The sequence below is a fragment of the Streptomyces marincola genome, from assembly GCF_020410765.1.
In the GTDB taxonomy this organism is placed as follows: domain Bacteria; phylum Actinomycetota; class Actinomycetes; order Streptomycetales; family Streptomycetaceae; genus Streptomyces; species Streptomyces marincola.
The window spans coordinates 967532-992920 of the sequence record NZ_CP084541.1; the positions used below are offsets into that span (position 1 = coordinate 967532).

22 protein-coding genes are annotated in these 25389 nt (G+C 74.3%); 6 read left to right on the forward strand and 16 right to left on the reverse strand.

Features of this window, described 5'->3' with window-relative positions; all coding sequences use genetic code 11:
• The first annotated feature begins 107 nt into the window (after positions 1 to 107).
• Positions 108 to 506 (forward strand): nucleoside/nucleotide kinase family protein, encoded by a 399-nt coding sequence (locus tag LC193_RS04150; RefSeq protein WP_226071654.1) that lies wholly within the window; start codon positions 108 to 110, stop codon positions 504 to 506.
• Positions 507 to 690: 184 nt separating this feature from the next.
• Here LC193_RS04150 and LC193_RS04155 read toward each other — a convergent pair whose 3' ends face one another.
• Together LC193_RS04155 and LC193_RS04160 are read right to left on the reverse strand one after the other, a co-directional pair.
• Positions 691 to 1701 carry a glycoside hydrolase family 53 protein gene (locus tag LC193_RS04155; protein WP_318842125.1) on the reverse strand — a complete coding sequence of 337 codons (1011 nt, stop codon included), beginning with the start codon at positions 1699 to 1701 and terminating at the stop codon, positions 691 to 693.
• A 143-nt stretch (positions 1702 to 1844) separates the two neighbouring features.
• Positions 1845 to 3845 carry a beta-galactosidase gene (locus LC193_RS04160; protein ID WP_226071656.1) on the reverse strand — a complete coding sequence of 667 codons (2001 nt, stop codon included), beginning with the start codon at positions 3843 to 3845 and terminating at the stop codon, positions 1845 to 1847.
• Positions 3846 to 3994: 149 nt separating this feature from the next.
• On the opposite strand from LC193_RS04160, the gene LC193_RS04165 reads away from it, so the two are divergent.
• Positions 3995 to 5026 (forward strand): LacI family DNA-binding transcriptional regulator, encoded by a 1032-nt coding sequence (locus LC193_RS04165; RefSeq protein WP_226071657.1) that lies wholly within the window; start codon positions 3995 to 3997, stop codon positions 5024 to 5026.
• A gap of 212 nt (positions 5027 to 5238) precedes the next feature.
• On the forward strand, positions 5239 to 6525 hold the full coding sequence (locus LC193_RS04170) for a hypothetical protein (protein WP_226071662.1): 1287 nt from the start codon (positions 5239 to 5241) through the stop codon (positions 6523 to 6525).
• 42 nt (positions 6526 to 6567) lie between these two features.
• Here the strand turns inward: LC193_RS04170 and LC193_RS04175 are convergent, their stop codons facing one another.
• From LC193_RS04175 to LC193_RS04205, 7 genes are all read right to left on the reverse strand, one after another.
• Positions 6568 to 7500: an aminoglycoside phosphotransferase family protein gene (locus tag LC193_RS04175; RefSeq protein ID WP_226071664.1), complete on the reverse strand. Its 933-nt coding sequence runs from the start codon at positions 7498 to 7500 to the stop codon at positions 6568 to 6570.
• Complete coding sequence (locus LC193_RS04180) at positions 7497 to 8801, reverse strand: PP2C family protein-serine/threonine phosphatase (RefSeq protein ID WP_226071666.1); 1305 nt, start codon at positions 8799 to 8801, stop codon at positions 7497 to 7499. Before LC193_RS04180 ends, LC193_RS04175 begins: the two co-directional genes overlap by 4 nt.
• A 4-nt stretch (positions 8802 to 8805) precedes the next feature.
• Positions 8806 to 9831, reverse strand: coding sequence for an ATP-binding protein (locus tag LC193_RS04185; protein WP_226071667.1), 1026 nt, complete (start codon positions 9829 to 9831; stop codon positions 8806 to 8808).
• Between the two features lie 4 nt (positions 9832 to 9835).
• Positions 9836 to 10300 carry an anti-sigma regulatory factor gene (locus LC193_RS04190; protein ID WP_404819514.1) on the reverse strand — a complete coding sequence of 155 codons (465 nt, stop codon included), beginning with the start codon at positions 10298 to 10300 and terminating at the stop codon, positions 9836 to 9838.
• Positions 10287 to 10697 carry an STAS domain-containing protein gene (locus tag LC193_RS04195; RefSeq protein WP_226071671.1) on the reverse strand — a complete coding sequence of 137 codons (411 nt, stop codon included), beginning with the start codon at positions 10695 to 10697 and terminating at the stop codon, positions 10287 to 10289. Before LC193_RS04195 ends, LC193_RS04190 begins: the two co-directional genes overlap by 14 nt.
• Entirely contained in the window at positions 10694 to 11572 is an 879-nt protein-coding gene (locus tag LC193_RS04200; RefSeq protein ID WP_226071673.1) for an STAS domain-containing protein, read from the reverse strand. Before LC193_RS04200 ends, LC193_RS04195 begins: the two co-directional genes overlap by 4 nt.
• A gap of 201 nt (positions 11573 to 11773) precedes the next feature.
• Positions 11774 to 12217: a MarR family winged helix-turn-helix transcriptional regulator gene (locus tag LC193_RS04205; protein WP_226071674.1), complete on the reverse strand. Its 444-nt coding sequence runs from the start codon at positions 12215 to 12217 to the stop codon at positions 11774 to 11776.
• A gap of 178 nt (positions 12218 to 12395) precedes the next feature.
• Here LC193_RS04205 and LC193_RS04210 point away from each other — a divergent pair, with 178 nt between their 5' ends.
• On the forward strand, positions 12396 to 13577 hold the full coding sequence (locus LC193_RS04210; protein ID WP_226071676.1) for a PP2C family protein-serine/threonine phosphatase: 1182 nt from the start codon (positions 12396 to 12398) through the stop codon (positions 13575 to 13577).
• Between the two features lie 81 nt (positions 13578 to 13658).
• Here the strand turns inward: LC193_RS04210 and LC193_RS04215 are convergent, their stop codons facing one another.
• The gene (locus LC193_RS04215) at positions 13659 to 15617 is read right to left on the reverse strand and encodes a PhoX family protein (protein WP_226071678.1); all 1959 of its coding nucleotides are present in this window, start codon (positions 15615 to 15617) and stop codon (positions 13659 to 13661) included.
• A gap of 155 nt (positions 15618 to 15772) precedes the next feature.
• Complete coding sequence (locus tag LC193_RS04220; RefSeq protein WP_226071680.1) at positions 15773 to 17314, reverse strand: aldehyde dehydrogenase (NADP(+)); 1542 nt, start codon at positions 17312 to 17314, stop codon at positions 15773 to 15775.
• Between the two features lie 135 nt (positions 17315 to 17449).
• On the opposite strand from LC193_RS04220, the gene LC193_RS04225 reads away from it, so the two are divergent.
• On the forward strand, positions 17450 to 18220 hold the full coding sequence (locus LC193_RS04225; RefSeq protein ID WP_226071681.1) for an IclR family transcriptional regulator: 771 nt from the start codon (positions 17450 to 17452) through the stop codon (positions 18218 to 18220).
• Positions 18221 to 18302: 82 nt separating this feature from the next.
• Here LC193_RS04225 and LC193_RS04230 read toward each other — a convergent pair whose 3' ends face one another.
• Positions 18303 to 18956, reverse strand: coding sequence for a TetR/AcrR family transcriptional regulator (locus LC193_RS04230; protein ID WP_226071682.1), 654 nt, complete (start codon positions 18954 to 18956; stop codon positions 18303 to 18305).
• Positions 18957 to 19173: 217 nt separating this feature from the next.
• Between LC193_RS04230 and pknB the strand changes: the two genes are divergently transcribed.
• The gene (gene pknB, locus LC193_RS04235) at positions 19174 to 21117 is read left to right on the forward strand and encodes a Stk1 family PASTA domain-containing Ser/Thr kinase (RefSeq protein WP_404819515.1); all 1944 of its coding nucleotides are present in this window, start codon (positions 19174 to 19176) and stop codon (positions 21115 to 21117) included.
• Positions 21118 to 21136: 19 nt separating this feature from the next.
• Here the strand turns inward: pknB and LC193_RS04240 are convergent, their stop codons facing one another.
• From LC193_RS04240 to LC193_RS04255, 4 genes are all read right to left on the reverse strand, one after another.
• Positions 21137 to 21625 (reverse strand): NUDIX hydrolase, encoded by a 489-nt coding sequence (locus tag LC193_RS04240; RefSeq protein ID WP_226071685.1) that lies wholly within the window; start codon positions 21623 to 21625, stop codon positions 21137 to 21139.
• Positions 21622 to 23067, reverse strand: coding sequence for an NCS2 family permease (locus LC193_RS04245; protein WP_226071687.1), 1446 nt, complete (start codon positions 23065 to 23067; stop codon positions 21622 to 21624). The genes LC193_RS04240 and LC193_RS04245 overlap by 4 nt, the downstream gene beginning before the upstream one ends.
• A 95-nt stretch (positions 23068 to 23162) precedes the next feature.
• A complete protein-coding gene (locus tag LC193_RS04250; RefSeq protein ID WP_226071688.1) occupies positions 23163 to 24380 on the reverse strand; it encodes a hypothetical protein in 1218 nt (405 codons plus the stop codon).
• Positions 24380 to 25309: a 5-dehydro-4-deoxyglucarate dehydratase gene (locus tag LC193_RS04255; protein WP_226071689.1), complete on the reverse strand. Its 930-nt coding sequence runs from the start codon at positions 25307 to 25309 to the stop codon at positions 24380 to 24382. The genes LC193_RS04250 and LC193_RS04255 overlap by 1 nt, the downstream gene beginning before the upstream one ends.
• Positions 25310 to 25389: the final 80 nt, after the last annotated feature.

Here is a 25389-nt window from a genome sequence, read left to right on the forward strand (position 1 = left end):
CCGCGTTCGCGTAGGCTCTCGGCCCGTGGCCAAGGTCCTGCTCACCGGCATGTCGGGCACCGGCAAGTCGACGGCGCTGCGCCTGCTGCGCGCGGGGGCACAGGACGGTGGACACCGACAGCGACGCCTGGAGCCGTTGGGTGACCCTGCCGGACGGCTCCCCCGACCGGATCTGGCGCGAGCGGGAGATCACCGCCCTGCTGACCGGCCACACCGGTGGCCACCTCTTCCTCGCCGGCTGCAAGAGCAACCAGGGCGGCTTCTATCCGCTGCTCGACCAGGTCGTGCTGCTCAGCGCGCCGGCCGACGTGCTGCTCGCCAGGATCGAGCGGCGCACCGGCAACCCCTACGGCAAGCGGCCGGAGGAACGGGCCGCCGTGCTGCGTCATCTGGCCACCGTCGAACCGCTGCTGCGAGCCACCGCGAGCGCCGAGATCGACGCCACCGCGCCCGTGGCGGACGTGGTCGGGCAGGTGGAGAGCCTGGCCGGGCCCCTGCCCGCGTGACCCTCCGCGGCCGAACGGCCAGGCGGCGGCCGGGCGTCAGACGAACAGGTGGCGGTTCTCCCGGCTCCACACGACGCGGCTTTCGAGTTCGCCGACGCGCACCACGCGGCGGTGCGGCTCGTCCTGCGACACCTGTTCCACGGCCATGCGGGCAGTATCCCCCGCCAGGCACCGGAGCGGAAGATCAGCGCCAGCGGGCCGCGGGCAGCGCGCGGCCGGTGAAGTCGAACAGCGCCTGGTTCTCCCAGGCGTTGCCCGAGGCCGGGTCGGCGGGGTCCCAGCCGTTGCCGCGGGTCGCGATCCACGCCGGCTCCCAGTAGAACAGCCCGCGTCCGCGCCCGCCGGGCACGGCGCCGACCACGCCGGAGACGGCGTCGAGCCAGGCCGCCTGGCCCTGCGGCGTCGGGGGGAACGCGGGGGGCAACTGGCCGGTGTCCCCGATGAGGTTGGGGTGGCCGTCCGCGTCGCGCAGCGTGAACGGGTACGCCGTCTCGGCCAGGACGACGTCCTTGCCGTAACGGGCGGCCGCGTCCGCCAGGTTGGCGCCCAGGTCGTCGAGCGTGCCGTGCCAGTACACGTAGAACGACAGCGCGATCACGTCGAACGGCACGCCGCGCGCCACCGCCTGGTCGAACCACCACACGGTGCCCCCGTTGTCGCCGCCCTCCGCGAGGTGCAGGGCGACCTCGGTGCCGGGCGAGGCGTCCGCGACGGCACGGGAGCCCGCGCGCAGCAGGCCGGCCAGGGCGTTCCAGTCGTCGGTCGAGCCCTCGGGCCACAGCAGCCCGTGGTTGATCTCGTTGCCGGTCTGCGCCATCGCGGCCGGGGTGCCCTGGGCGCGCAGCGCGCCGAGGACATCGGACGTGTGGTCGTAGAGGGCCTGTTCGAGCGCGCTGCCGCGCAGTCCCGTCCACGCGGCGGGCTTGCGCTGCTGCCCCGGGTCGGCCCAGCTGTCCGAGTAGTGGAAGTCGACCAGCAGGCGCATGCCGAGGGCATGCGCCCGCCGGGCCATGGTCAGGACCTGCGCCGTGCCGTGGTAGCCGTCGGGCGAGTCGACCCACACCTTGAGCCTGACCCAGTTGGCGCCGCCGTCCCGCAGGATGCGGACCGGGTCGCCGACGGTGCCGTCGGCGTACCGGAAGACGGCGCCCAGGTCCTCCGCCTTCGGGACGGAGGAGAGGTCGACCCCCCGCACGGGCGGCGCCGCGGCGTGCGCGGCGCCGCCCGGCAGGGAGGCGAGGACGGCGGCCGGCCAGGGCGGCCGTTGTGGCGCGGAGCAGTGTGCGTCTGTGCATCATGGGTCCCTTCCATGAGTGACAGGACTTCACCCGCGGGGCGTCACCGGTCCAGGCGCACCACCCGGGTGGCACCCGCGGGCACGGCGAGCGGGCCGTCGGCGCGGGTGCCGGTGAGCAGTTCGGTGCCGGAGGCGGGCAGGGCCACCTCGTGGTCCTCGGCCGTGTGGTTGATCGCGAACAGGAAGTCGCCGCCGGGGCCCGCGCGCCTGACCACCTCGACGTCGCGGGGCAGGTCGTCGCGCGGGTCGAGACCGGCGTCCTTCCCCGCCGCGGCCAGGACCTGGCGCAGCCCCTCCTGGCCCACGCGGGCCGAGACGTACCAGGCGGTGCCGTCACCGAGCCGGTGGCGGGTGATCGCGGGCCCGCCGGCCGCGGGTCCGTCGGCGTAGGTCCACACCGTTTCCGCGCCCGTGGTGCGGACGGTCTCCGCCCAGACGTCGGCGGTCGCGGTGGCGCCCTCAGGGCCTGCCAGCCGCACCGTCTCGCCCGCGCGCAGCGGCTGGAACTCCTCGACGACCAGGCCGAGGACGTCGCGCAGCGCGCCGGGGTGCGGTCCCGGGTGCACGGCGTCGTGCTCGTCGACGATGCCCGAGAAGCAGGACACCACCAGCGTGCCGCCGCCCTCGACGTAGCGGCGCAGGTTCTCGCCCGCGGCCCGGGTGGCGAGGTAGAGGGCCGGGACGACGACCAGCGGCCGGCCGGCGAGGTCACCGGACTCGGGGTGCGCGAAGTCGACGGTCAGGTGCTGGTCGAACAGCGCGGCGTACCACGCCTCCGCGCGTTCCCTGGTGCCCAGGTCGTCGCTCGGCCGCCACTCCAGCTTGTGCGCCCACCAGGACTCCCAGTCCCACACGACGGCCGCGTCGGCCACCGTGCGGGTGTCCATGATGTCCGCCAACGCGTCGATGTGCCCGCCGAGTTCGACGACCTCGCGCCACACACGGCTGTCGGTGCCCGCGTGCGGCACCATCGCCGAGTGGAATTTCTCCGCGCCGGCGCGTGAGGCGCGCCACTGGAAGAACATCGCGCCCTGCGAGCCGCGGGCGACGTGCGCGAGGCTGTTGCGCGCCATCTCGCCCGGCCGCTTGGCGATGCCGCGCGGCTGCCAGTTGACGGCGCTGGTGGAGTGTTCGAGCAGGAGCCAGGGGCGGCCGGCGCCGACGGAACGGGTGAGGTCGGCGGCGAACGAGAGGTTGATGTGGTTCCTGTCGTCCTCGGCCACCAGGTAGTGGTCGTTGGTGACGATGTCGACCTCGCGGCCCCACTTCCAGTAGTCAATGGTGTCGCACTGGGTGGGCGAGACCATGAAGTTGGTGGTGACCGGCACGCCGGGGGACAGTTCGTGCAGCAGGTCGCGCTCGGCGCGGAAGTTCTCCAGCGCGCTGTCGGAGGCGAAGCGCGCGAAGTCCAGGCGCTGCGCGGGGTTGGCCGTGGTGGGGGTGAGCCTGGGCGGCTGCACCTCGTCCCACTCGCCGTACGCCTGGCCCCAGAAGGCCGTGCCCCAGGCCGCGTTGAGCGCGTCGAGGGTGCCGTACCGCTCGGCGAGCCAGCGCCTGAAGTGGGCGGCGGAGACGTCGCAGTAGCACTCAAGGACGGGCACTCCGTACTCGTTGTGCACGTGCCACAGCGCGAGCGCCGGGTGGTCGCCGTACCGCTCGCCGAGCGCGCGGGTGATGCGCGCGGCGGCCTCGCGGTAGGCGGGCGAGCTGTGGCAGATCGCCCCGCGCGAGCCGAACTCCAGGCGCACGCCCTCCCGCGTGACCGGCAGCGCCTCGGGGTGCGCGCGGTAGAACCACGCCGGGGGGACGACCGTGGGGGTGGCGAGGTCGATCCGGATGCCGCCCTCGTGCAGCAGGTCGATGATCCGGTCGAGCCAGCCGAAGTCGTACACGCCCTCGCGGGGTTCGAGCCGGGCCCAGGAGAAGATCCCGATGCTGACGAGGGTCACCCCGGCTTCGCGCATCAGCGCGACATCCTCCGGCCACAGCTCCTCGGGCCACTGCTCGGGGTTGTAGTCCCCGCCGAACGCGAGTCGGTCCATGCGCATCTGTCGAGCTGCCTTTCCTGTGAACGTGCACAGGCAACATAACCGCACAGCACCGACCATTGACAAGGGTTGGATCGGGCCCTTCCTGTGCACGATCCCAGCCCTCGCCCCGGCTCTCGCAGCGGCGCCGTACAGTCGTGCCCGTGAGCCCGACGAACAACACGACCCGGCGCAGGCGGCCGACGATCCACGACGTGGCGCGGGAGGCGGGCGTCTCCCGCGGCACCGTCTCCCGGGTGCTCAACGGCGGGCACCACGTCAGCCCGGCCGCGGCCGAGGCCGTGAACGCGGCGATCCGCAGGACCGGCTACGTCGTCAACCGGCACGCCCGCAGCCTCATCACCGGCCGTTCCGGCTCCGCGGCGTTCCTGCTGACCGAGCCGCAGGAGAGGTTCTTCGAGGACCCGAACCTGGGCGTGCTGCTGCGCGGCTGCACGCAGGCGCTGGCCGCGCACGACATCCCGCTGCTGCTGATGATCGCCGGCAGCGGCGCGGAGCAGCGGCGCATCACCCGCTACGTCTCGGCGGGCCACGTCGACGGCGTGCTGCTCGTCTCCTCGCGCACCGGGGACCCGATGGCCGAGACGCTCGTGCGGGCCGGCCTGCCTGTGGTCGTGTGCGGCCGGCCCGTGGGGCGCGCCACGGGCCTGGCGCACGTGGCGGCCGACGACCGGGGCGGCGCCCGGCAGATGGTCCGCCACCTGCTGGCCACGGGCCGGCGGCGCGTGGCGACGGTGACCGGGCCGCTCGACACCCCGGGCGGCGTGGAACGGCTGGCCGGCTACCGCGAGGTGCTCGACGAGGCCGGCCTGCCCGCGGACGACGACCTGGTGGAGACCGGCGACTACAGCCACGACGGCGGCGCGGCGGCCACGGCCCGGCTGCTCGCGCGCCGCCCGGACCTCGACGCGCTGTTCGTCGCCTCGGACCTGATGGCGCGGGGCGCGCTCGCCGCGCTGGAACGCGCCGGCCGCCGCGTGCCGCACGACGTGGCCGTCGGCGGCTTCGACGACTCGACGGCGGCGGTGGCCTCCCGGCCCGGCCTGACCACGGTCAGGCAGCCGTGGGACCGCATCAGCTCCGAGATGGTCCGCGTCCTGCTCGCCCGGATGGCGGGCGAGGACGCCTCGGCGGTGATCCTGCCCACCGAACTGGTCCGCAGGGAGTCCGCCTGACCGCGGCGCGTCCGCCACCGCGCGCGAGCGCACAGGACGGTGGGGCGCACGGGATGCTTCGGCACCCGTGGTGCGCGGGAATGCCGAGGGTGGCCCACTCCCCCACGGCTGTTCACACGGACGTCGTCCGCGCGACTCCCGGGCCGGGCGGGCCGGAAACTCCCGTTCCCTAGGGTCCGTTTGCTTTCCCCCACCGAGCCAGGGAGAACATCGTGCGCAAGGCCAGGCCGACCCTCGCCGCAGCCCTCGCAGCCGCCGCGGTCGCCGCCGCGACCCCCGCGTTCGCCGTGCCCCCTCAGAGCATGCCCCCTCAGACCGCCCCCGCCCAGACTCCCGCCGGGACCATGCCCGTTCCGACCATGCCCGCCGCGGACGCGCTTCCGCACAACGTCTCGCCACAGGGCGCCACCCCGCAGGACGTGCCCCACCGGGACCCGGGCCGCCGGCCCGGCCACCCGCGCGACCTGCCCCTCAGCATCCACGGCGGAACCTGGCCGACCAGCCACGTCCAGGGCGTCACCGTCGACCACGAACACGGCTGGGTCTACTGGTCCTTCACGCAGATGCTGGTGAAGACCGACCTGGAGGGCAACGTCCTCGGCACGGTCGAGGGCCTGACCGGGCACCTCGGGGACATCGACCTCAACCCGCGGGACGGCCGCGTGTACGGATCGCTGGAGTACAAGGCGGAAGAGGCGTTCTACATAGCCGTCTTCGACGGGGCCGCCGTCGACCGGATCGGCCTCGACGCCGAGACCGACGGCGTCATGACGGCCGTCCACCTCGACGAGGTCGTCGAGGACTTCACCGCCGACATGGACGGCGACGGCGTGTTCGACGGCGACACGGCCGACACCGCGGACCACCGCTACGGGTGCAGCGGCATCGACGGAGTCTCCTTCGGCCCGTCCTTCGGGCGCACGGGCGGGCCGCAGCGGCTGATGGTCGCCTACGGCGTGTACTCCAACACCGAACGCGCCGACAACGACCACCAGGTGATCCTGGAATACGACGTGCGCACCTGGCACCGCTACGAGCGCCCGCTGACGCAGAGCGAGCCGCACCGCAGCGGGCCGCGCCGCACGGCCGGCAAGTACTTCGTGTACACGGGGAACACCAGGTTCGGCGTGCAGAACCTGGAGTACGACGCGTACACGGGCGACTGGATGCTCGCGGTCTACAACGGGGTGAAGCCCGGCTTCCCGAACTACTCGTTCTTCATCGTGGACGGCTCGGCCCGCCCGCAGCGCGGCGAGATCGCCGGCCAGCCCGAGCGCGAGCACGGCCGGCTGCTGAGCCTCGTCGACGACGGCCTCCACGACCCGGCCACCGGCATCCGCGGCTGGGACTTCCACGGCGACTACGGGCTCGCCGCGCTCGGGAACGGCTACTACTACGCGGCCGAGGGCGGTCCCGTGCCCGGCGGCCAGGAGGGCGAGGTGCACCTGTACCGCTGGACCGGCGCGACCCCGACCCCGTTCGAGCGCGTCACGCACTGACGCCCCCGGGCCCGGGGGGGGGCGGCCGGGGCGCGGCCGGACTCAGAGGAGCTGTTCCGCCAGCTGCTCGGTCAGCCGCGCCAACCCCGGGTCCCGGTCGTGCGCCCGGTGCCAGTGGGCCGACCGCACGGTCAGCAACTGGGTCCACCGCAGAGCGCGTTCGGCGTCGAGGCCGGCGGCCTCCGCGAACACCGCGACCCGCCGCCGCGCGTGGCCCGCCAGGTCACCCGAGCCGACCACGTCGAGCAGACTCGCCCTGACCAGCGAGAACGTGTCGTACGCCGGGTCGCCCACCAGGCCCTTGGGGTCGATGGCGAGCCACGGCTCGCGCGCCCCGCGCAGCACGTTGCGGAAGTGCAGGTCGCCGTGGACCATCACCGCGGGCTGGTCACCGGCGAGTTCCGCCACGGCGGCCAGCGCCGCCCCGGTGGCGCGCCGCGACATGGGGCGGCCCAGCGCCTCGTCGTTCGCGCGCAGTTCCTCCTCCCACCGGTCCGCGAGGTCCGCGAGCCGCGGCAGCCCAGGCGGGGCGGGCACGGCGAGCCGGCGCAGCAGGCGGCCCGCCTCCGCGACGGCCTCCTCCGTGTCGGGGAGATCGGCCAGCGTGCCGGGCCCGGCGTGTTCGAGCAGCATCGCGAACGCCGCGTCGTCCCGTTCGAGGAGCAGGACCGCGCCCCGGCCCTCCCAGACGGCGAACGCGTCCGGTTCGTGCACGTTGCCCGGGTGGGTGAAGGACACCTTCAGCGCCGCGGGAGCACCGTCCGCGCGGCGCACCGGCACCACGATGCCGACCTCGCCGTGCGCCACCGGCCCCGCGACCTCGCAGTCCCAGCGCCGCAGCAGCCGGCCGGCCAGCGCGGGCAGCCCGGCGAGCCAGGCCAGTCCGCGTTCGCCCTCCCGCGCGGCGGTCAGGCGGGCGAAGTCCTCGGGAACGGCGACCGCTTCCCGCCGCCGCGGCGCGTCGGGGCGCCTCACGCGCCGCTCCGCGGCACCGGGCCGAGCTGCGCGGGCGGGACAGGACCGGCGGCGGCCGGCCAGGACAGGGCCCTGACGGCGAGGGCGAGCGTGTCGTCCGGGTGCAGGATCACGGTGTGCATGTCCTCCGCGATGGCCGAGGGCACCTCGCCTATCGGCCGCCCGGCGTGGCGGGCCGCGGCGCGGATCAGCCGGGCCTCGCCCTCCAGCGGGTCCTTGCGGCTCTCGGTCAGCCCGTCGGTGTACAGCACGAGCAGGTCGCCCGGCGCGAACCCGGTGCGCAGCACCGCGTCGCTGCCCGGCAGCGGGAAGCCGATGCCTCGGCCCTTGACCTCCAGGTACCTGTGGTTGCCGTCGGCGCCGATCAGCAGCGCAGGCGGGTGGCTGCCGTTGGCGAGCAGCAGCTCGCCGGTCGCCGGGTCGAGCCGCGCGAGCTGCACCGTGGCCATCAGGTCGCGGTCGAACGGCAGCAGGATCTCGTCGGTGCGGGCGATGATCGACTCGATGCCGTGCCCCTCAAGGGCGAGGGTGCGCACGGCGTGGGTGACGTTGAGGGCGCTGCGGGTGCTGCGCACGCCGTGGCCGAGCGCGTCGACGACCGTGATGTGCACCGAACCGTCGGGCAGGCGGAACCAGTCGTAGAGGTCGCCGCCTGTGGGCGCGTCGGTGCCTGCCGGGGCGTAGTGGACGGCGAGTTCGAGCCCGTCCACGACGATGGGCGGCGGGCGCAGCGCGTCCTCAAGCTCGCGCAGCGTCTTGCCGTGCGCGCGGCGCAGCCGCTCGTCCCGTTCCTCCAGTTGCACGTAGAGCGCGAGAACGCCGCTGTTGGTCTCGGCCAGTTCGTCCTTGAGGCGGCGGTGCTCGGCGGCCAGGGTCTCGGCGCGTTCGAGTGCGTGGCGCAGCTCCTCCTCGCGGGCGGCGTGCTCGGCGGCGTCCTCGTCCGCGCCGTCCGGGCCCGCGGGCGCGGGCGGCCCGGCGGGCAGCGGCAGGTCCCACAGCACGGAACCGTCGGTCAGCACCTGCGCGGGCAGCGGCAGTTCGGCGGGGAGCTGGCGGCTGCCCACCTCGTCGGGGCGGCAGGTGAGCCGCAGCGCGCCGGCCCGGCCCGCGCTGTCCGCGCGCACCTCGGTCTCCAGGCGGACGGCCCGGTCCGCGGCGAACTCCGCCGCGGCCACGGCGGCCACCGAGACCGCGAGGCGGGCCCGCAGGTCGACGGGCAGGCGGTAGGCGCGGGCCGTCAGGCGCACCGCGCCGAGCAGTTGCGCCGCGCTGGTGAAGCGGCTGCTTTCGGTCGTCGTCATGGCGTTACGGGGCGAGGGCGATGGCCGCCGCGTCGTCGCGGTCGTGGCGGTGCCGGTGGGCGAGGGCGGGGGCGAGCAGGGACGGGGGCAGGCGGAGCAGGAACGGGGCCGGGTCCCGACTCCAGGCGGCGTCGATGCCGTCGGTGTGCAGGACCCACACGCCGGCCGCGGTGGCGGGCAGCCGGTGCACCACCGGCCGCGGCAGGTTGTAGCCGACGATACCGGGCGGTCCCTGCGGGCCGCCGCGGGCCCGCTGCCCGTCGGCGAGCACCAGCCTGACGTTGCCGGTCGCGCAGAACTCCATGGTGCCGCCCGCGTTCCGCAGCAGCGCGACGGCCGCGCCGCGGGTGCGGCGCAGCGCATCGTGGAGCGCGGTCATCAGCGGGGACAACGGCGCGCCCGGGGCCGCGAGGAAGGCCGTCATCGCGCTGCCGGCCGCCTCGGCCGCCGCCGGTCCGTGGCCGAGGCCGTCGATGAGCACGGCGGTGCGGCCCGCCTCGGTCTCCACGACCGCGGCGGCGTCGCCGCACGCCAGGTCCTCGTGGCGCGCGCCCTGCTCCTGCGGGCCGGCCGGCAGGCACACCGTGCCCACGGCACCGGCGGCGACGGGCGCGGTGCCCGGCATCGTGAGCCGGGCGGCGACGAGGGTGCCGGTGGGGCCGGTGCGGATGGACAGGTCCGTGGCGATGCGGCGGATCGCGCCGAGTCCCGTGCCCAGGGTGCCGCTGGTGGTGAACCCGTCGGTGAGGGCGGCGTCCACGCTCCCGATGCCGGGACCGCGGTCCGCGGCCACGACTTCGACGCCGTGGTCGAGCGGCAGCGGCTGGAGGTAGAGCACGCCGTCGACGGCGTGCTTGTGGAGGTTGGTGGCCAGCTCGCTGGCGAGCACGGCGGCCTTCTCCGGGAGGGCGCCGGGCAGCCCGGCCTCCTCGGCCGCCTCCCGGGCGGCGCGGACGGCCAGGTGCACGGCGCTGCGGTGGTCGATGCGGACCTGCCGGGTGATCCGCGGTCGCGTGGCACGGGGGGGCACGGCGTTATCCGGCCGTCCAGCGGGTGACGGACACAGTGGTCCCGCCGCCGGGCGGGCATTCTATGGCGAACTCGTGCATCAGCCGCCGCGCGCCGCCGAGTCCGTGCCCGAGTCCGGCGCCGGTGCTGAAGCCGTCGGTCAGCGCGGCCTCCACGTCGGGGATGCCGGGGCCGCTGTCGCTGACGGTGAGCCGCAGGCCGCTGCCCTTGGGGCGGCGCAGCCGTTCGACGACGAGCGTGCCGCCGCCGCCGTGGATGTAGGCGTTGCGGACCAGTTCGCTGGCCGCGGTCACCACGCGGGTCTGGTCGACCAGTCCGAACCCCATCTCCTGGGTGGCGGCCCGGACGGCGTGCCTGGCTTCGAGCAGGTCCTCCTCGGTGCGCACGGGGAACTCCACGCGGTGCACGGCCGCGGCGGCGCGGGGGCCGGTGCCCAGGTCCGGCGTGGCCCGATGGTCAGGAGGCGTCATCGCCACGGGTTGCCTCCCCCAGCCGGTTGGTGCGGTACCAACCGAGTGCGGCCATGCCCGCCTCCGCGTTCAGGGCGGTCTCGACACCGTGCAGCTTCAGCCCCAGCTCGACGAGTGTGATGGCGACCGGTGGCCGCATGCCCGCGACGATCACCCGGGCGCCGAGCAGCCGGGCGGTGGTGGTCAGCTCGCTGAGGGTGCGGGCGACGAACGAGTCGATGACTTCGAGGCGGGAGATGTCGATGAGGACACCGGTCGCGGCCTCGCGGGCGATGCGCTCGGTCAGCTCGTCGACGAAGCCCATGGCGGACCGGTCGTCGAGTTCGTCGAGCAGACCGGTGACGAGGACGTCACCGAGGCGCAGGATCGGCACACCGGCCGAGTGCCTTCCGGTCACCGGCCGACCGTCTCACCCGTGGGAATGCGGGCCTGGCCCGTGATCTTGATGGCTTCGGCCAGCGCGTCCGCGAGGGTCGCCTTGGTGGTGATGGCCGACAGGTCGAGACCGAGCTGGGCGATGGTCTGGGCGATGGGCGGCCGGATGCCGCTGATGACGCAGTCGGCGCCCATCAGGCGCACGGCGGCCACGGTCTGCATCAGGTGCTGCGCCACGGAGGTGTCCACGGTGGCGACGCCCGTGATGTCGATGATGGCGACCTGGGCCTCGTCGGCCTGGATGGCCTGCAACAGGCTCTCCATGACGACCTGCGTGCGGTCGGTGTCCAGGGTCCCGATCAACGGCACCGCGAGCACGTGGCGCCACAGCCGGACGACGGGAGTGGACAGTTCCATCAGCTGCCTGCTCTGCCGGCTGATGATCTCCTCGCGGCTGGCGACGTAGGTGTCGAACGACAGCACGCCCGCCGTGTCGAGCAGCCGGTTGATCACGACCGCCGCCTCGAACAGCTCCCGCGCGTTCTGCGTGGAGCGCTGGAGGATCTCCAGCATGACCTCCTTCAGCGACAGCACGGCGAGCGAGGTCGCGGTGGGGGTGGCGCCCGCGCGGGCCCGGCGCAGCGACAGCTCGGTGATGGTGTCCCGCACCTCGGTGTGCTCCGCCGCGAGGCGCCCCGCGGCCATGTCGCTCTCCAGGCCCGCCAGCAGCGCCGAGAGCAACTGGCCGGCTTCACGGCGCAGTTCGTCCTCGCCGATCCCGCTGACCATGACCTCCTGGTCGATCTGGAGGCGCACCCAGTTCTGGGCGATCTCCTCGTGATGGTCACGCAGCGTATGGATCAGCCGGTCACGCACGGCTGACTCGATGGCACTCACAACAAACCCTCTCGCCGTCGACGCCTCCGGTCGCGCCGACGTCATCAATCGTCAGCTCAATCACCGTGAGCCTCATAGTTGCACTCCGGCAAATGTTAGCGTTCATCCGTCCAGGGCCGGAAGCCCTGCCCGTACACCGGTGCCTGCTCCCCTCATGTGCCGTCCGACCAGCAAGGAGTCCGCATGGGACCGCAGCCCCCGCTACGCGGATCTGGCGGACTGGTCGCCCGGCCGCTCCCCGCCGATGTCGGTGGTCTTGCGCACCGCGGCCCTGAACCCGGAGAGTCCCTCGGTGAGGGCCTTGCGGGCCGGGGGCGACATGGCGGAGATCGCGGACCGCAGCGCGGCCTCGCGCCGCGCGCGCAGCTCGGCGAGGAAACGGCGCCCGCTCGGGGTGAGCCACAGCTCCACCTCGCGCCGGCTGGTGGGGCTGGTCGTCCGCTCGACGAACCCCACCGCCTGGAGCCGGTCGCAGAGCCGGCTGACGGAGGACGGCGCGGCGCCGAGCAGGCGGCCGAGATTGCGGAGGTTGATCCCCTCGTCGCGCTCCAGTATGTAGAGCACCCGCAGCTGGGAGGAGGAGACGGGCGCGGGCGACGCGGCATCCCGTCCTCGTTCCCACAGAATCTCCAGCAACTCGATCATTTCGGACGCCGCCAGGGTGGCTGCGTCCGGAGAGCGGTGCGGAGAAGGCCGATTCACGTGTCTCACTGTGGCACTCACGCTCGTGCTTGTCATCCCGGATGTCCGGTACCACATCCTTGCCCGCCGGTCGTCGCGGCCGGTGGGCAACGTCACTTCTGAAGAAGGCGGATCCCACACGGTGGACAGACTTCTGGCCGCGTACCGCGCTCTGCGCACGGCGGCCCCCCACGGGTTGCCCGGTGCCCTCCGGGCCGCCCTGACACGGCACTACGCCGTGCACGAGGTGGAATTCAGGCTCGTCGACTACGCGATGGACGCCCTGCGCCCGGTGGAGGGCGACGCCTCGGGCGACGCGGGCGTGGTGTCCGCGCGGACCGGCCCGGCCGGGCGGGCGTTCGGCTCCCAGCGGCCCTTCGTGGAGCCGCTCGACGGGCCGGCGGCAGCGGACCCCTCGGCGCTGCTGACCGCCCACCTGCCGGTGAGCGTGCGCGGGAACGCGGTGGGCGTGCTGACGGTCCGCGTGCCGCGCGACCGGCTCGCGGCCGACGTGATCGCCGAACTCGGCGAGATCGCCGAGGCGCTCGGGCACGCCGTCGCGGTCGCCGACCGGGACACCGACCTCTACCTCAGGGCCGGGCGCACCGAACGGCTCACGCTGGCGGCCGAGATGCAGTGGCAGCTGCTGCCGGGCCGGTCCGTCTCGCGCCCGGAGTTCGACCTGGGCGGGCACCTGGAGCCCGCGTACGCGATCCGCGGCGACGTCTTCGACTGGTCCACCTCGGCCGAGCACCTGACGCTGACCGTGATCAACGGGATGGGCGAGGGGATAGAGGCCGCGCTGCTGACCAACCTGGCCGTGAACGCCCTGCGCAACGCGCGGCGCGCCGGGCTCGGCCTCGCCGAGCAGGCGTACCTCGCCGACCAGGCCGTGTACGGGCAGTACCGGGGCGTCGCGTACGTGTCGGCGCTGCTGCTGCGGTTCGAACTGGCCACGGGGCTGGTGACGGTGATCGACGCCGGCTCGCCGCGGATGTGGCTGCGGCGCCGCGGCAGGGTGGAGCTGCCGCCGTTCGACGCGCAGTTGCCGCTCGGCATGTTCGAGGACACCGAGTACCGGCCCGAGCGGTTCCGGGTGGAGCCGGGCGACCGGCTGTTCTTCCTCAGCGACGGCGTGTACGACGCCGCCTCGCCCGCGGGTGAGCGGTACGAGGAGAAGGCGCTGGCCCGCGCGCTGTCGAGCACCGGGCTGCTGCCGCCGGGGCAGGTGCCGCGCGCGGTGCTCGAAGAGCTGGCGCGCTACCGCGGCGGGCCGTCCCCCGAGGACGACGCGATGGTGGTGTGCCTGGACTGGCACGGGTGAACGGCCGCCGCCCGCCCGGGCCGCGCGCGGCGCTGAACGCGCCGGCGCGGACCCGGGCGGGCGGCGTGGGGCCCGCGGGCGTCAGGCGCCGATGACCCCGCCGTCGGTGCGGCGGATGACGACGGTGGCGGACCTGGGCCGGCCTTCGGGGTCGAAGTCGGGCCAGTTGCTCACGGCGCGCGGGTCCTCGGGCGAGGGCGCGCCCCACGCGGTGGTGGACTCGCCGGGGTGCTGGACGTTGACGAACATGGTCCGCTGGTCGGGCGTGAAGGCCACGCCGCTGATCTCGGAGCCGCGCGGCCCGGTCAGGAAGCGGCGGATCTCGCCCGTGCGCGGGTCGGCCGCGAGCATCTGGTTGTTGCCGATGTTGTCGTAGCCGCGCTCCGGCAGGTTCTGCGAGGAGTTGGACACGTCGGTCTGGATCCACATGCGGCCGTCGGCGTCGAACGCGAGGCCGTCGGGCGAGCCGAAGATGCCGGACTGCCGCAGGTCGACCTGCTCGTCGTAGGCGGGGTCGCCGGCCAGGACGAAGATGTCCCAGGAGAAGGAGGTGGCGGTGTGCCGGCCGCCCTCCTCGGTCCAGCTGATGATGTGGCCGTACGGGTTCGGGGTGCGGGGGTTGACCGCGTTGTCCCAGCCGCTGCCGTTGGTGAGCGTGCAGTAGACGTCACCGGTCTTGGGGTTGATCGCGATCCACTCCGGCCGGTCCATGCGGGTGGCGCCCACGGCGTCGGCCGCCTCGCGGGTGCGCAGCAGCACGTCGGCCTGGTCGGCGAAGCCGTTGGCCGACGTCAGGGGGCCCGTGCCGTGTTCGAGGGGCAGCCAGGTGCCGGAGCCGTCGTCGTCGAAGCGGGCCACGTAGAGCGTTCCGTGGTCGAGCGGGCTGCGGCCCAGCGCGCGGTGCACGCGCCAGTTGCCCTTGCCGACGAACTTGTAGATGTAGTCGCCGTCCTGGTCGTCGCCGCTGTAGGCCACGACGTGCCCGCGGGACTCGGTGACGGTGCAGCCCTCGTGCTTGAACCGGCCGAGCGCGGTGCGCTTGACGGGCTTGGCGTCGGGGTCGCGCGGGTCGATCTCGACGATCCAGCCGAAGCGGTTGATCTCGCCCGGGTTGGCGGCGAGGTCGAAGCGCGGGTCGGCCTCGTGCCAGCGGTAGCCGAAGCCGGAGGCCGAGACGCCGTAGCGGGCCTGGGCCGGGGTGGGCTCCCAGTCCGGGTCCTCGGTGCCGAAGTAGCTGTTCCAGTTCTCCTCGCACGCGAGGTAGGTGCCCCACGGGGTGTAGCCGCTTGAGCAGTTGTTCAGCGTGCCCATCGGCTCGTTCGCCGCGGCGAGCGCCGGGTGGTCGGGGCCCACGGGACCCGAGAAGGTGACGGGGGTCGAGCCGGTGATGCGGCGGGCGCGGGGCGACTCCACGACGTGCCACTGGCCGTCGCCGCGCTGCTCGACCTCCACGACGCTGACGCCGTGCGCGGCGAGCGCCTTCTGCACCTTCTCGGCCGTCATCTCCTCCGGGCCGTCGGGGAACAGCAGTTCCTGGTCGACGTACTCGTGGTTGAGCACGAGCATGCCGCGGCGGCTGCCCGCGGGGCCGTTGCCGAGCGGGAAGAAGTGCATGCCGTCGTGGTTCATGCCGATCTGCTCGGCCTGCTCGGCGGCGGAGTTCGAGGCGTCCTTGCGCCACTGCGGCCCGCTGGGGCGGATCGGCGTGCCCCAGGGGATGAGCACCTGCGTCTCGTACCCCTCGGGCACGGTGAACTCGTCCGCGGTGCTGGTGGGCACCGGGGAGAAGCCGAGCAGGCGGCGCGGCCTGACGCCGCCCTGCCAGCCGCCGTCGCCCGGGCCCCCGGAGGCGGCCGTCGCGGTGCCGGTGCCGAGGCCGGCCGCGGCGAGGAAGCCGGCCGCCGCCGCGGTGCCGCCCACCAGGGCGGTGCGGCGGGACATCCGCCGCTGGACGACCTCCCCGAACGACCGGTTGCCTGACGTGTTCGAGCTGACGTCGTCCGGGTCGTACTCGGGGAACACCGGGCGCTTCGCTTCCATCGCGGGTCCTCACTCGCTGCTGTGACGAATGTGATGTTTCCCGTGAGATTAGGAGCCGTCAGTGGCGCCGAGCCGCCACCCGAGTGAACAGAGGACCACCGTCGCACATACGGGCGATTCACCGTAACCGTTCACTTGGCGGCGGCCACGGAACGTCAGCTCTCGTGCCGCCCGTCGACCCGGCGCGGCAGGCCGAGCGGGTTGTCGTCGCGCAGCTCGGGCGGCAGCAGCGCGGCAGGCGCGTTCTGGTACGCCACCGGACGCAGCCAGCGTTCGATGGCGGTCGCGCCGACGGAGGTGGAGGTGGACGTGGTGGCGGGGTAGGGACCGCCGTGCTGCTGGGCCGGGGTGACGGCGACGCCGGTGGGCCAGCCGTTCACCAGCACGCGGCCGGCCAGCGGGGTCAGTTCGGCGAGCAGCCGCGCGCCCGTGCCGCCGGCGCCCTCGCCCTCCGCGGCGCTCAGGTGCACCGTGGCGGTGAGGTTGCCAGGCAGGCGACCGAGGACGGCGGTGGCCTCGTCGGCGTCCCGGTAGCGGGCGAGGACGGTGACCGGGCCGAAGCACTCTTCGAGCAGCAGGTCGTGCGGCCCCTCGGCGGCCAGGCGGCCGGCGTCGACGGCGAGGACGCCGGCGGCGACGGTCCTGCCGGCGCCGTCCGCCGCGCCCTCGCCCGCGGCCACCGGCGTCGTCACGCCGTCGAGCGCGGCGCGCTCGCGCACGCCCGCGAGGAACGCGTCCCGCATCCGGCCGTCGAGCAGCACGCCGGGCGCGGCCTCGGCGACCCCCGCGGTCAGCGCGTCGAGGAGGGCGTCGCCCGCCTCGCCGGCCGGCGCCAGCACGAAGCCGGGCTTGGTGCAGAACTGCCCGGTGCCCATCGTCATGGACCCGGCCAGGCCCGCGCCGATCTCGGCGCCGCGCTCGCGGGCCGCGTCCTCGGTCACGAGCACCGGGTTGAGGCTGCCGAGTTCACCGTGGAACGGGATCGGCACCGGCCGGGCCGCCGCCGCGTCGAACAGCGCACGGCCGCCGTGCACGGAGCCGGTGAACCCGGCCGCCGCCACCAGCGGGTGCTTGACCAGTTCCACGCCGGCGTCGAAGCCGTGCACGACCGAGACGACGTCCTCGGGCAGGCCGGCCTTGGCCGCGCCGCGGCGCAGCGCGGCGCCGGCCAGCTCCGAGGTGGCCGGGTGGTCGGGGTGGGCCTTGACGACCACGGGGCAGCCGGCGGCCAGGGCGCTGGCGGTGTCGCCGCCCGGCACGGAGAAGGCGAGCGGGAAGTTGGAGGCGGCGTAGACGGCCACGACGCCCAGCGGGATGCGGTAGCGCCGCAGGTCGGGGCGGGGCGGGGTGAGGGAGGTGTCGGCGTGGTCGATGATGACGCCCAGGTAGGCGCCGTCCTCGATCTCCCGGGCGAAGGCCCGCAACTGACCGGTGGTGCGGGCGAGTTCGCCGGTGAGCCTGGTCTCGCCCAGCGCGGTCTCGGCGTCGGCGGCGGCGATGATCCGCTCGCCGTCCGCCTCAAGTTCGTCGGCCGCGGCGCGCAGCAGCGCGATGCGGGCCTCCCGGTCGGCCAGGGCGGCGCGCGCGGCCTCGCCCGCCCGGACCGCGGCGTCGACATCCGCGGCCGTGGCCTCGGTCGCCACCTGCTCGCGCTGGTTTCCGGTTCGGGGGTCGACACTCCACACTGGTTCTGCCACCGGAATCGCTCCTCCTGCCGAACGTCTGCTGCCACAGGGCGACGTTCGCTATAGTGCGTTCGAGATATTGAACATCGTCCCTGTATGTGAATATCGCTGGGGACTCTATAGCGGTTCGAACAAGGGGGCAAGGCGATGCCAGCCGGTGAGACGGGCGGGTCCCAGGTCAAGTCCGCGGTCCGCACGGTGGAGTTGCTCGAATTCTTCGCGGGCAGCCCCGGCATGCATTCCCTCGCCGATGTCCAGACGGCCGTCGGGTACCCCAAGTCCAGCCTCTACATGCTGCTGCGCACACTGGTGGACCTGGGCTGGGTCGAGACCGACGCCACCGGCACCCGCTACGGCATCGGCGTCAGGGCGCTGCTGGTCGGCACCTCCTACATCGACGGCGACGAGGTCGTGGCGGCGGCCAGGCCCACGCTCGACCGGCTCTCGGACGACACCAGCGAGACCATCCACCTCGCGCGCCTCGAAGGCACCAACGTCGTCTACCTCTCGACCCGGCAGTCCGAGCACTACCTGCGCCCCTTCACCCGCGTCGGCCGCCGGCTGCCCGCGCACTCCACCTCGCTCGGCAAGGCGCTGCTCGCCACCCACAGCGACGAACGCGTGCGCGCGCTGCTCCCCGAGCGCCTCGACCGGCTGACCGAGCACACCCTCACCGACCGCGAGCAGCTGATCGCCGAGCTGGCGCAGATCCGCGAACGCGGCTACGCCACGGACCGCGAGGAGAACACCCTGGGGCTGAGCTGCTTCGGCATCGCCATCCCCTACCGCACGCCCGCCAGGGACGCGATCAGCTGCTCCGTGCCCGTGGCCCGGCTGACGCCGGCGCACGAACAGCTGATCCGCGAGGCTTTGTTCGACGCCCGCGACCGGCTGACCCTGGCCACCAGGCACCTGTAGGCCCTGCCCCCGCCGGGGCAGGACGCCCCGGCCGCGGCTCGGCCCGCGGCCTGGTGCGTCCGGACGCGGCGCCGGGCGCCCGCTACGCGTAGCCGAGCCCCCGGCGGAGGAGGAAGGTCAGGGCGTCGGCGAGCGCCGCCTCGTCCTCCGCCGAGTGCTCCCGCGTGAACAGCAGGTAGAGGCTGCGCTCGGCCATGCAGGCGAGGGCGCGGGCGCGCTGCCAGTCGCTGTCCTCGGGCCCCGCCACCGGCACCCCGCGGGTCCGGTCCCGCCGGACGGCCGCGGCGAGGACGTCCGCGGTCCGGTCGAACAGCGCGTCGAACACCTCCCGCACGGCGGGCTCCCGGTCGATCAGCGCGGCCCCGGCCCTGAAGACGAAGCCGTAGGCGCGCCAGTTGTCCACGACCACGCCGATCAGCCGGTCGGCGGCCGAACCCGCGGTCGCCGAGCGGTCGGCCGCGAGCTCGTCCTCGATCCCGGCGATCATGCGGCTGATGCCGCGGTGCACCACGGCCGCGACGACCGCGTTCTTGCCGTCGAAGTAGAAGTACACGGAGGAACGGGAGAGCCCGGCGGCGGCGGCGATGGACTCGACGGTGATCCGCCCCGGCGGGGTCTCCCGCAGCAGGTCCTCGGCCGCGGCGAGCAGGGCGTCCTCACGCAGGTCCCCCCGGCCGGCCCGGCGCTGCCGGGGCCGCCTGCCCGCCGTGGTGCTGCCGCTCGCATAGTTCACCATTCAAGGTTATTTCAAGGTGATCGCCCCTCCGCAGGCCCCCGCCGCCGGTGCCCAGAACGGGTCACCGCCTCCTCGGCGGGTGGGCGCGGCGCCCGCCCGCCGTTGCCGCAGGGCACGCTCAACTGCCCCGCCCCGTTCCGGTAGTTTGGCCTCGGAGGGGTGTGCGGCGATGACCGCCCCGCCCCTGGTCGGCGGCGTGCGGGGAGAACAGACGTTGATGAGCGCACCGGGTTCGGTGGCTGACCGGTACGAACTGCTGGGGGTGCTGGGGCGCGGGGGGATGGCGGAGGTCCACCTGGCGCACGACCGGCGCCTTGCCCGCCAGGTGGCGGTCAAGCTGCTGCTGCGCGACCTGGCCAGGGACACCGTCTTCCAGGCCAGGTTCCGCCGCGAGGCGCAGTCCGCGGCCTCGCTGAACCACCCGGCCGTCGTCGCCGTCTACGACACCGGCGAGGACGAGATCGAGGGCGTCCCGACGCCGTTCATCGTCATGGAGTACGCCCAGGGCTCCACCCTGCGCGAACTGCTCTCCGACGGCCCGGGGCCGCCGGAGTGGGGCCTTGAGATGTGCGCGGGGGTCCTGGAGGCGCTGGACTACGCCCACGCGCACGGGATCGTGCACCGCGACATCAAGCCCGCCAACGTCATGCTCACCGCCTCGGGCCGGGTCAAGGTGATGGACTTCGGGATCGCCCGGGCGATGGGCGACGCGGGGATGACCATGACGCAGACCGACTCGGTCATCGGCACCGCCCACTACCTCTCGCCGGAACAGGCCAGGGGCGAGCAGGTCGACACCCGTTCCGACCTGTACTCCACCGGCTGCCTGCTCCACGAGCTGCTGACGGGACGGCCGCCGTTCACCGGCGATTCGCCGGTGGCCGTGGCCTACCAGCACGTCACCGAGGAGCCCGGCCCGCCGAGCGGCCTGGTGCCCGGCATCCCGGCCGAGGTGGACGCGATCGTCCTCAAGGCGCTGGCGAAGGACCGGCACTACCGCTACCAGAGCGCGGCCGAGATGCGCGACGACATCGAGGCGGTGCTCGGCGGGCGGTCGCCGGCCGCGGCCGGCCGGGCCGCGCCGGAGCCGCCGACCGCGGCGCTGCCGGCCGCGCCCGCCTCCGCGACCGCGACGCTCCCGCCGGTGACGGGAGCCGCGCCGCACCACCGTGCCGGCCGGCGGCGCCCCGCGCCGAAGCGGAACCGGCTGCCCGTCGTCCTCGGCGTGCTCGCGCTGGTGCTCGCCGTGGCCGTGGGCGCGGGTCTGTTCCTGCTGAACGGCGACGACAGCGGCGGCGGCACGGCGGACCTGACCGTCCCCGACCTGGCCGGGCTGTCGCTCGAAGAGGCGGAGGAACGGGCCGCGGCCGACGATTTCGAGGTCGCGGAGGGCGGCAGCAGGCCGTGCGAGGCGGCCGAGGACACCGTCTGCGTGACCAGCCCGGCCGCGGGTACGGAGATCGGCCCCGGCGGTCTCGTCACCCTCATCATGTCCTCGGGCTCCGAGTCGGTCGAGGTCCCCGACGTCGTCGGCGACCCCGTGGACCGGGCCCGCGAGGAGTTGGAGGCGCTGGGTCTCGACGTCGTCGAGGAGCCCCAGCCGACGGACACGGACGTGCCCGTCGGGACGGTGCTGGCCCAGGATCCCGGGCGGCACGCGGAGGTGGAACCGGGCAGCACCGTCACCCTGACCGTGCGCGCCGAGGCGCCGCCTGAGGAACCGCAGACCGCGCCCGTGCCCGACGTCACGGGCCTGCCGTTCGAGGAGGCCGAGGCGGCCCTGGTGGCCGCCGGGTTCCAGACCGGGCGGCAGGACGCCCCCGGCGCGGCGCCGGCGGGCGAGGTCACGGGCACCTCTCCCGCCGGCGGGACGCAGCACCCGGTGGGCGGCATGGTCACCCTGCTCGTCTCGACGGGGCCGCAGGAGGGCGAGGAGCCGCCGGCCGAGGGCGGCCCGGTGCGGATCCCCGACGTCAGCGGCCGGCCGTTCGCCGAGGCCGACGCGGCGCTCAAGGCCCTGGGGCTCGACACCATGCCGTCCAGCTATCCGGACGACGCCCAGGGCTGCCTGCCGGAGGACGCCGTCCGCTACACCGAGCCGCCGGCCGGCGAGAGCGTGGAGCCGGGCGGCAGGGTCTACCTCAACTGCTACCGGGGCTGACGCCGGCCGCCGGCCCCGGTCAGTGGTGCCAGGGAAGCGGGACCGGCTCGGGCGGTATGCGCCCCTCGGCCACGGCGGCGAGCAGCGGAGGCAGGCCGAACGGGATGATCCGCTCGGTGGTCGCGGCCAGTTCCGCGGGCGGCCACCAGCGGTGCCCGAGCGTCGTGCCGCGCTCCCGGTCCTCCATGCGGCTGGTGTCCACGGCGTGCTCCGGGACGCGCAGCAGGAAGAAGTGGTCCTCGAACCGGCCGCTGGCCCAGGACAGGTCGGCGTGGCCGCCGGTCATGGCCACGTACGGGAACGCGGCGTCCTCGGGAACGCGCAGCCCGGTCTCCTCCCACAGCTCGCGCTCCGCCGCCGCGCGCAGCGTCTCGCGCCGGCGCACGCCGCCGCCCGGGGTCATCCAGCACTCGGGCGACGTGCCGTGCGCCGCCATGTGGAACAGCAGCAGCCGGTCGGCCGCGTCCAGCAGCAGGACGCGCGCGGAGGTGCGGATCAGGCGCGTCATGAGACGCCGAGCAGCTGCTCGATGGGGTTGATCGCGAAGTACACCACGAACAGCCCGGCGGTCAGCCACAGCAGCCAGGTGACCTCGCGGGTGCGGCCGAGCACGACCTTGAGCAGCACGAACGTCACGAAGCCCGCGCCGATGCCGTTGGTGATGGAGTAGGTGAACGGCATGATCGCGATCGTCACGAACGCCGGGATGGCCAGGTTGAGGTCGGCCCAGTCGATGCGGCCCACCTGCGTCATCATCAGGAAGCCGACGGCGACCAGGGCCGGGGTCGCGGCCTGCGAGGGAACGACGGCGGCCAGCGGCGCGAAGAACAGCGCGAGCGCGAAGAGCGCGCCGGTGACGAGGTTGGCGAACCCGGTGCGCGCGCCCTCGCCGACGCCCGCGGCCGACTCGACGTACGAGGTGTTGGACGACGCGGACGCGGCGCCCCCGGCCACGGCGGCCAGGCCGTCGACGAACAGCAGCCGGCCCAGGCGCGGCACGCGGCCCTTCTCGTCCAGCAGTCCCGCCTCGCTGGTGACGCCGACGGCCGTGCCCATGGTGTCGAAGAAGTCGGTGAGGAACAGCGTGAAGATCAGCAGGACGACGGTGATGAAGCTGATCTCCCCGAACGCGCCGAGCAGGCTGAACTCACCGAGCAGCCCGAAGTCGGGCGTCGCGATCACGTCGTCCGGCACGCTGGGCACGGACAGGCCCCACTCGGCGTCCCCGATGTCGGCGATCGCGTTCACCACGATGGCGAGCACGGTCATGGTGACGATGCTGATGAGGATGGCGCCCTTGACCCGGCGCGCCAGCAGCGCGAGGGTCAGCAGCAGGCCGAGGCAGAAGATCAGGACGGGCCAGCCGTTCAGTTCGCCGGTGCCGCCGAGCGCCAGCGGCGGGGACATCTCCTGGCCCGAGGTGAAGCCCGCGTCCACGAAGCCGATCAGCGCGATGAACAGGCCGATGCCCACGCCGATGGCCTGCTTGAGCCCCATGGGGATCGCGTTCATGACGGCCTCGCGCAGCCCTGTGGCGGACAGCACGCACAGGATGATGCCCTCGATCACCACCAGGCCCATGGCCTCGGGCCAGGTCATCCTCGGCGCGATCTGGTAGGCCACCATCGCGTTGATGCCCAGGCCCGCGGCGAGCGCGAGCGGCAGGTTGGCGGTGACGCCCATCAGGACCGTCATCACGGCGGCGACGAGCGCGGTGACGGTGACCAGCTGCTCGACGGACAGCTGGTCACCGTTGATGTCCGTGGCCCCGCTGAGGATCACCGGGTTGAGCACCAGGATGTACGCCATGGTGAAGAACGTGGCGAAGCCGCCGCGCACTTCCCTGCCGAGCGTGGAGCCACGCGCGGAGATCTGGAAGAACGCGTCCAGGCGCCCGGGCGCGGGCCCGCGTTCGTGGTCGGTGGTGCGTGACGGCGGGCGTGACGGCATGGCGGGATCCTAGGGTGAACTCCATCGGGGACCGGGGCATTCTGCCTGACCAGCGCCCCGCCCGGGTTTCCGGGGTGTCACACGATGCCGCACCGTTACGGGATTGCGCCCTCCCGGCCCAGCCTGCCGAGCGCCGCGGCGACCGCGTCGAGGTCGGCGCGCGTCGCCAGCCCTGCGTGGTAGAGCCGCAGCTCGTCGGCGCCGAGCGAGGCGGCGTGCTCCGCGTCCGCCGCCAGGGTCCCCGGCCGCCCGCCCATGCCGGTGACCACGGTGAGGTTGGCCGCGACGGTCGTTCCGGCCCCGCGGTGCGCGGCGAACGGGCCGAGCGCCGCGACCCGTTCCGCCGCGTCCCCCGTGCAGGGGACCACGACGCCGTCGGCGTGCGCCAGGACGCCGGCGGGGTCGACGCCGACGTTGGCGCCGCAGCGGTGCGGCGCCGGGTCGGCGTGCAGCAGGACGCGGAAACCGGGCGGCGCCGCGGCGCGCACCGCGGCGACGGCCTCCCGCTGGAAGGCCGTGGCCGCGCCGGCGCGCCAGGCCGCGACGGCGGGGGCGAGGCGGTCGCCCAGGAGCGCGGCGATCTCGGTCCACTCGGCCTCGCGGTCGCCCGCCGCCGGGGCGGGCCGCCCCGAGAACACCGGGTCGAGGGCGCGCACGACGGCCGCGCGCAGTTCCTCGGGGTCGGCGCCCTCGGCGGCGTAGCCGGCGCGGCAGACCTCGCAGAAGCACAGCGACATCAGGTAGGTGCCGACCGGGCCGAGCGGCGCGCCGCCGATCTTGTCGTGTGCGTGCAGGTGCGCCAGGCCGTACCAGCCGCAGGACTCCAGCTCGGTGCCGGCCGCGCCGGGGCGCACGGCGGCCTCGGCGGCCAGGGCGGCGGCGTAGGCGCGCACCTCCTCGCGGGCGATGCAGGGCGCCCACGGGTAGCGGTCGCCGTAGGCGTTGCGCACGGTGATCTCGGGGTGCTCCTCGCCGAGCCGGGAGTTGTGGGCCAGGATCACCCAGGAGTGCACCTCGACCCCCGCCCCGGCGAGGGCGGCGGCTGCCTCGCCGAAGGGGTCGGCGCCCGGCACCCAGTCCTGCCGGTAGGGGCGCAGCGCGCGCCCCGCCCACCGGTCCTCGCCCGGCGGGTAGTAGATCGCGGAGTGCCGCGCGGTGACGACGCGGTGCCCGGGGTGGTCGGGGGTGAGCGCGCGCGTGCTGTGGTAGGCGGCGGCGAGCGTGGCCTGGCGCACGCCGAGTCCGGCGAGGCGGCCCGCGGCGGCCGGGTCGCCGACGATGTCCCAGGGGTAGACGAAGGCCGCGGCGCGCATCACTTGCCCACCAGTTCGAGGCCGTGCTCGATGAGGGCGGCCAGCTCCGCGACGTGCGCCGGCTCGGGTTCCGCCAGGGGCGGGCGGACCTCGCCGACGTCGAGACCGCGCAGCCGCACGCCGGCCTTGACCAGGGAGACGGCGTAGCCGTTGCCGCGGTTGCGCAGCTCGACCAGGGGCCGGTAGAAGCCGTCGAGGAGGAGGCGCGCCCGCTCCTCGTCGCCCTCCTCCAGCGCGCTGTGGAAGGCGAGCGCGATCTCCGGGGCGAAGCAGAAGACGGCGGACGAGTACAGCCGGACGCCGATGCCCCGGTAGGCGAGGCCGGTCAGCTCGGCGGTGGGCAGCCCGTTGAACCAGCGGAACGGCGTGCCGGGCAGTTCGGTGCGCACGGCCGAGAGGGTGCGCTGGAGCAGGTCGAGGTCGCCGAGGCCGTCCTTGAAGCCGACGATGCCGGGTGTCCTGGCCAGCTCGACGACGGTCTCCGGGGTGAACACCGCGTTGTCCCGCTGGTAGACGATGACGTCCAGGCGCGTGGCCGCGGCCAGTTCCGTGTAGTGCCGCAGCAGCCCGCGCTGGCCGGCCCGCACCAGGTAGGGCGGCAGGGCGAGCAGGCCGTCGGCGCCCGACTCCTCCGCGACGCGCGCGAACTCCACGGCGGTCGCGGTGCCGTAGCCGGTGCCGGCCACGACGGGCACCGCGCCGGCCACCTCCTCGACCGCCGCCGTGACGCAGGCGCGGAAGTCCTCCCGCGTGAGGGCGTGGAACTCCCCCGTTCCGCACGCGGCGAACACGGCGCCCGCCCCGGCGTCGACGCCCGCGCGCACGTGGGCGCGGTAGGTGTCGAGGGCGAGCGAGCCGTCGGGGGCGAAGGCGGTCACGGGAAAGAACAGCAGACCATCGAGGCGATGGGCGAGCGCGGGTTCGGTCATCGTGTCCCTACTCCCTGGGCCGTACACGATTATGATCGGCGTCCATATAGCTGAACAGACACGCTAGTTGAGGCCGGAAT

Coding starts and splice junctions, on each gene's coding strand:
- LC193_RS04160 (WP_226071656.1), bottom strand. CDS start 3,845: ATGGACCGACTCGCGTTCGGCGGGGACTACAACCCCGAGCAGTGGCCC.
- LC193_RS04180 (WP_226071666.1), bottom strand. CDS start 8,801: ATGACGACGACCGAAAGCAGCCGCTTCACCAGCGCGGCGCAACTGCTC.
- LC193_RS04190 (WP_404819514.1), bottom strand. CDS start 10,300: ATGACGCCTCCTGACCATCGGGCCACGCCGGACCTGGGCACCGGCCCC.
- LC193_RS04205 (WP_226071674.1), bottom strand. CDS start 12,217: ATGATCGAGTTGCTGGAGATTCTGTGGGAACGAGGACGGGATGCCGCG.
- LC193_RS04215 (WP_226071678.1), bottom strand. CDS start 15,617: ATGGAAGCGAAGCGCCCGGTGTTCCCCGAGTACGACCCGGACGACGTC.
- LC193_RS04225 (WP_226071681.1), top strand. CDS start 17,450: ATGCCAGCCGGTGAGACGGGCGGGTCCCAGGTCAAGTCCGCGGTCCGC.
- LC193_RS04230 (WP_226071682.1), bottom strand. CDS start 18,956: ATGGTGAACTATGCGAGCGGCAGCACCACGGCGGGCAGGCGGCCCCGG.
- pknB (WP_404819515.1), top strand. CDS start 19,174: ATGAGCGCACCGGGTTCGGTGGCTGACCGGTACGAACTGCTGGGGGTG.
- LC193_RS04240 (WP_226071685.1), bottom strand. CDS start 21,625: ATGACGCGCCTGATCCGCACCTCCGCGCGCGTCCTGCTGCTGGACGCG.
- LC193_RS04245 (WP_226071687.1), bottom strand. CDS start 23,067: ATGCCGTCACGCCCGCCGTCACGCACCACCGACCACGAACGCGGGCCC.
- LC193_RS04250 (WP_226071688.1), bottom strand. CDS start 24,380: ATGCGCGCCGCGGCCTTCGTCTACCCCTGGGACATCGTCGGCGACCCG.
- LC193_RS04255 (WP_226071689.1), bottom strand. CDS start 25,309: ATGACCGAACCCGCGCTCGCCCATCGCCTCGATGGTCTGCTGTTCTTT.